General features: G+C 51.1%; 7 protein-coding genes. 5 read left to right on the forward strand and 2 right to left on the reverse strand.

Annotated elements, in window-relative coordinates; all coding sequences use genetic code 11:
• The 3 genes from H8Q75_RS02380 to H8Q75_RS02390 all read left to right on the forward strand — a co-directional run.
• The coding region (locus H8Q75_RS02380) for a hypothetical protein (RefSeq protein WP_297040182.1) at positions 1-222 on the forward strand (222 nt) is incomplete at its 5' end.
• A gap of 10 nt (positions 223-232) precedes the next feature.
• Complete coding sequence (locus H8Q75_RS02385) at positions 233-532, forward strand: TMEM165/GDT1 family protein (RefSeq protein WP_297040170.1); 300 nt, start codon at positions 233-235, stop codon at positions 530-532.
• 141 nt (positions 533-673) lie between these two features.
• The gene (locus H8Q75_RS02390; RefSeq protein ID WP_024124782.1) at positions 674-2,101 is read left to right on the forward strand and encodes a mechanosensitive ion channel domain-containing protein; all 1,428 of its coding nucleotides are present in this window, start codon (positions 674-676) and stop codon (positions 2,099-2,101) included.
• 6 nt (positions 2,102-2,107) lie between these two features.
• Here H8Q75_RS02390 and H8Q75_RS02395 read toward each other — a convergent pair whose 3' ends face one another.
• Positions 2,108-2,482 (reverse strand): YraN family protein, encoded by a 375-nt coding sequence (locus H8Q75_RS02395; RefSeq protein WP_297040174.1) that lies wholly within the window; start codon positions 2,480-2,482, stop codon positions 2,108-2,110.
• A gap of 5 nt (positions 2,483-2,487) precedes the next feature.
• The gene (locus tag H8Q75_RS02400; protein ID WP_024124784.1) at positions 2,488-3,768 is read right to left on the reverse strand and encodes a glutamyl-tRNA reductase; all 1,281 of its coding nucleotides are present in this window, start codon (positions 3,766-3,768) and stop codon (positions 2,488-2,490) included.
• Positions 3,769-4,051: 283 nt separating this feature from the next.
• Here H8Q75_RS02400 and H8Q75_RS02405 point away from each other — a divergent pair, with 283 nt between their 5' ends.
• Positions 4,052-4,516 carry a ferrous iron transport protein A gene (locus H8Q75_RS02405; protein ID WP_297040177.1) on the forward strand — a complete coding sequence of 155 codons (465 nt, stop codon included), beginning with the start codon at positions 4,052-4,054 and terminating at the stop codon, positions 4,514-4,516.
• Positions 4,517-4,531: 15 nt separating this feature from the next.
• Positions 4,532-4,688: FeoB small GTPase domain-containing protein (locus H8Q75_RS02410; protein ID WP_297040179.1), on the forward strand; the 157-nt coding region annotated here is incomplete at its 3' end.

Raw genomic sequence — 4,688 nt, forward strand, 5'->3', positions numbered from 1 at the left:
AAAATAGAGTTTCTGTTCTTGTTGAATGCTGAGACCACCCCTACCATTGAGGTAAGCATGGCCAAACGCCGCAATCCCAAGAAAGAAAAAGCTCTTCGTAACCAAGCCTACGCTCGTAAGTTTCGCAAGCGTTCTTCGGGTCGCTACAGTCGCCGTCTAAATACGGAGAATCGCCCAGAAACGAAGACCACTGAGACCGTTGAGGAAATGACGGACGCCTAGAGGGCAGTTGGTGATTAAGCGGGCGTTGCCATGGCGAGAGTTTGGGGTTGCGTTTTTAACCGTTTTTTTGGCTGAATTCGCCGATAAAACTCAAATTGCTGTATTTTTCATGGCTGCCAGCGCCGCCTCCCCTTGGTTGGTGTTTTTGGGGGCAGCTTTAGCCTTAGTGACCACTAGCTTGATTGGAGTATGGATTGGTCGCTGGCTATCCCAGTACCTCTCGGAGCAGCGATTACAAACGTTGACGGGCACTAGCCTGTTGGCGATCGCCCTCTGGCTATTGTGGGATATGTTACACCCAAGCCTTTGATCACTAGGAGAGCAGATCGCGATTCTAGGTGAGTTCCTTGAGTTGATAGTCACCCCCTGCTAAAGTGAAGGGGTTGCAGTGAGCCCGCTGACTCTCTTCGGCATTATCTAAGTTTGTGAACCCCTGCGGAGACTGTGGAGAATGCCATCTCAAGTCATTCAGCTGTGGTCATCGTTGATTAGTATTCTCGATACACCTTTGTTTCGCCTTGGGCGGGAGACTATTTCCCTGCGTTGGCTGTTTCAAGTGGTGCTGCTGCTCATTCTTGTTGCAATTTTAGCGCGCTTTTTCAAAGGGGTGCTGAAAAATCAGCTTTTACCGCGCCTTGGTCTGGATTTAGGCAACCGCGAGGCCATTTCCACTGTGATTAGTGGTGCTGGGGGAGCACTGGGCTACATTATTGTTTTGCAAGCGGTGGGAATTAATCTCGATTCCCTAGCGGTGATTATTGGCGGCTTGGGGGTGGGGATTGGTTTTGGTTTGCAGGATGTCACCCGCAATCTCATCAGTGGTCTGACCCTCTTGATTGAACGCAAGGTGCGTGTTGGCGACTTTGTGGAAATTGAAAACATCAGTGGCTACGTTCAGGAAGTCTCGATGCGCGCCACGGTGATTCAAACCTTTAACGGTTCAAATGTGGTAGTGCCCAATACCTACCTTGCTGATAGTCCGGTATTGAATTGGTACTATGAAACCCACCGCGGTCGCATTGATATTCCTATTGGGGTTGCCTATGGTACGGATCCAGTTTTAGTAACGGAGGTCTTGCTCAATATTGCGCATTCTGAGCCAGATATCCTCAAGGAGCCAGCGCCTCGGGTTATTTTCCGTGAATTTGGCGATTCGGCCCTTAAGTTTGAGCTTTGGGTATGGACGGAGACCATTGAGCGGCGAGTGTTCATCAAAAGCAGTCTCAATTTCAAGATTGATTACTACTTTCGGCAGCACAATATCTCGATTCCTTTCCCACAGCGAGATCTGTGGATTCGCAATGCACCAACGCTCTCTGTTACTTCTGAACCAGCCGAAACGGTAGGCATGCCCTTGGCACCAGCAACGCCCTCCTTAAGGTCGCTGCTTCGGCAGGTGAGCTATTTTCAATGCATGAATGATTTGCAATTACGCTTTCTCATTGAATCGGGCTACCGCAAGCACCTGAGAGCGAAGGAAATTTTGTTCCGTGCTCAGGAGCCGATCAGCAACTTCTACATCGTATTACAGGGGCAGATGGCAGCGGTCTATGAGGAGGATGGGGAACTGAAGCCGATGATGAGATTTAATCCCGGGGAGCACTTTGGCGAACTGCCCCTAATGCTGGGGGTGGCCTGCCCAACAACAATGATGGCAATGACGGATACGGTATTGTTTGTCCTGCCGCGGGAGGGATTTGAACAGTTGCTCAAGGAACATCCTTTCCTGGCTGAGGATATTGCGGTGGCGATCGCCCGCCGCCAGGATGTGCTGGCGCAACATCAACAGGAGCTTCAGGAACTGAGTCGCCAAGAGTCGGATCCAAGTCGGCCGATGAACTGGATTCGCGATCGCCTGCAAAAACTGCTGAGCTGGTAAATGGCTTCACGCGGTTGAGTCTAAGGTAAAGGCCTGTTCCAGGTAGCAATGGAGCCAATAGGCACCCCTTTGGTGTCGCACCAAGGCCACATCAAAGCGACAGGGGTGCTCCTGCCACTGGGGCTGAGACTCTAGGAATGCTTGGGCTGCCAAAATGAGTTTGCGTTGCTTGCTGGGGGAAATAGCGTCGAGGCCATCCCTATCCCAGTTGTAAGAACGGCGGGTTTTCACTTCGACAAAGAGCACCACTCCCTCCGGATCACAGGCAACAATATCCAGTTCACCCCAAGGGCAAGACCAGTTTTGAGCCAAAATTTGACACTGCTGAGTTTGTAGCCACGCCGCAACTACCGCCTCCCCACAATCACCCACGTGGCGCATAGGCCCTAGGCTTCGATGGGTTCGAGATTAAACAAGTCTTGGAGGGTTTGCATAGCGCGTTGACGACTCTCTAGGTCTCGCTGGGATTGCAGTTGCACTGTCGGATCATGGAGGATTTTGTTGATGATGGTGCGGGTCATAGCTTCAATGACCCCTTGGTGCTTGTCAGCAAACTCGCTACCCAAGCGAGAGAGGGCTTTTTCTAGTTCCTGGGTACGGATCGCTTCCATTTTTTGGCGCAGACTGCGGATTGTTGGAACCGTTTCCAGGGCGTGCCACCAAGCCAAAAATGTCTCTAATTCTTCCTCAAGGATGCCCTCAGCCTCTTGGGCTAACTGGCGTCGAGCCTCTTGGTTTTGTGCCACTACAGCTTCCAGATCATCCACATTAAAAAGTTCTACGCAGGCCAATTCCGTCACATTGGCATGGACATTGCGGGGCACAGAAATATCAATGATGGCAAGGGGGCGATCGCCTGTGAGTACGGAGCCTAGGTTCTCGCGATCCAGGAGGGGCTGGGTTGCTGCTGTACCCGTAAAGACCAAATCCATCGCTGCCACAATCGGCAGCAGATCTGTCATCGTAAAGAGTTCAAAGCGCACTTCGGGAAACTGCTGCGCCAGTTCCTGTGCCCGTTCCAAGGAGCGGTTGATAATGCTGATTTCCTTTACGCCCCGGGCAATCAGGTGTTGCACTACCAAGCGGGACATTTTACCGGCACCGACAACGGCAATTCGGCAGTTTTGTAGATTCTGCAGCCGCAGATCCGCCAGTTCCACCGCCGCTGAACTGATGGAGACTGCCCCAGTGCCAATACTGGTTTCTGTGCGTACCCGCTTCCCGGCAGCGATCGCCGCTGTAAAGAGGCGATTGAGAATCGAACCAATGGCCTTGTACTGTTGTCCTAACTGATGACAGCGTTTCACCTGGGAGAGAATTTGCCCCTCGCCAATGACCAAACTATCTAGACCCGAAGCCACCCGCATCAGGTGCATCACGGCATCCTGATGGAGCAGGATAAAGAGGTACGGGCGCAGTTGTGGCAGGGGAATGTGACTCCACTCACTGAGAAACTGATGCACTTCCCGCACGCCCACCTCAGTGTCACTGGTAACAATGTAAATTTCCAAGCGGTTACAGGTGCTGAGAATCGTGGCCTCCTGAATATGGGCGTAGCCGCGCAGATGTTGCAGTGCCCGCTCCCGCACATCCTCTGGCACACTCAATTTTTCGCGTACATCCACGGGGGCGGTTTTGTGACTCAAGCCAATAACAGCAATATTCATAGGAATCGGTTGATGTTCGGCTGCAACTCCATCAATTGTTGTATCAGGATTCTGGAGCCTTCTTCACGCTTGTTTGCAAGTCTTTACCAAAGGAGGGCAGTTGCTAAGGTACTAAGTTCTGTTAAGGGATTCAACAGTTCTGGTCTGTAGTCTGCTATTATTGAGAACGAGAATCAATAAGCAATCAAAAAGCAGATATTAAATGCGAAAACCTTCACATTCATGGCCGTCCTACACCTATATTGCTGATCCCCATCTCGAAGGACAATGCTGGAGAGAACCGATGTCTAAGCTGATTTCCCTGGCAGAGGCTAAAGCTGGCGATCTCTACATGATTGCTCGGTTGACATGCCCTAACCCTCGAGAGCTTTTAGGAATGGGTCTAAAACCGGGAGTCATCATTACCATCCTGAAAAAAAATAATCACGGTGCGGCGATGGTTGCTCTCAATGACCAGCGATTTTGCATTAACCACGCCTTAGCGCAACACATTTTGCTGGCAGCTGTCAAAGCGAGAGAGGTTCATCTACGTACTGCTCCCATTGGTGCCCGTCTACGCATTACCGGATATGCCCCTACTGCCCCTAGTTATAAACGTAAATTATTGGCAATGGGCTTGACCCCCGGCACTGAAATTGAGATTGTCCGCCATGCCCCCCTAGGTGATCCCACAGAGATTAAAGTGCGGGGTTTCCATTTGAGCCTACGTAAGGATGAGGCCGATGCACTGGAAGTTTCGCCCCTGTAACTAATGGAGTGTAGCATGACAGCAACTATTGCCTTGATTGGCAATCCTAACTGTGGTAAGACAACAATTTTCAATGGCCTTACAGGACTAAATCAGCGCGTTGGCAACTGGCCGGGAGTTACGGTTGAGCGCAAGCAGGGTTACTATCGCGATCAAGATCTAGTAGTAGAGG

Origin of the sequence: Thermosynechococcus sp. OHK43 (assembly GCF_014466085.1) — a bacterium.
Lineage (GTDB): Bacteria > Cyanobacteriota > Cyanobacteriia > Thermosynechococcales > Thermosynechococcaceae > Thermosynechococcus.

Coding starts and splice junctions, on each gene's coding strand:
- H8Q75_RS02390 (WP_024124782.1), top strand. CDS start 674: ATGCCATCTCAAGTCATTCAGCTGTGGTCATCGTTGATTAGTATTCTC.
- H8Q75_RS02395 (WP_297040174.1), bottom strand. CDS start 2,482: ATGCGCCACGTGGGTGATTGTGGGGAGGCGGTAGTTGCGGCGTGGCTA.
- H8Q75_RS02400 (WP_024124784.1), bottom strand. CDS start 3,768: ATGAATATTGCTGTTATTGGCTTGAGTCACAAAACCGCCCCCGTGGAT.
- H8Q75_RS02405 (WP_297040177.1), top strand. CDS start 4,052: ATGTCTAAGCTGATTTCCCTGGCAGAGGCTAAAGCTGGCGATCTCTAC.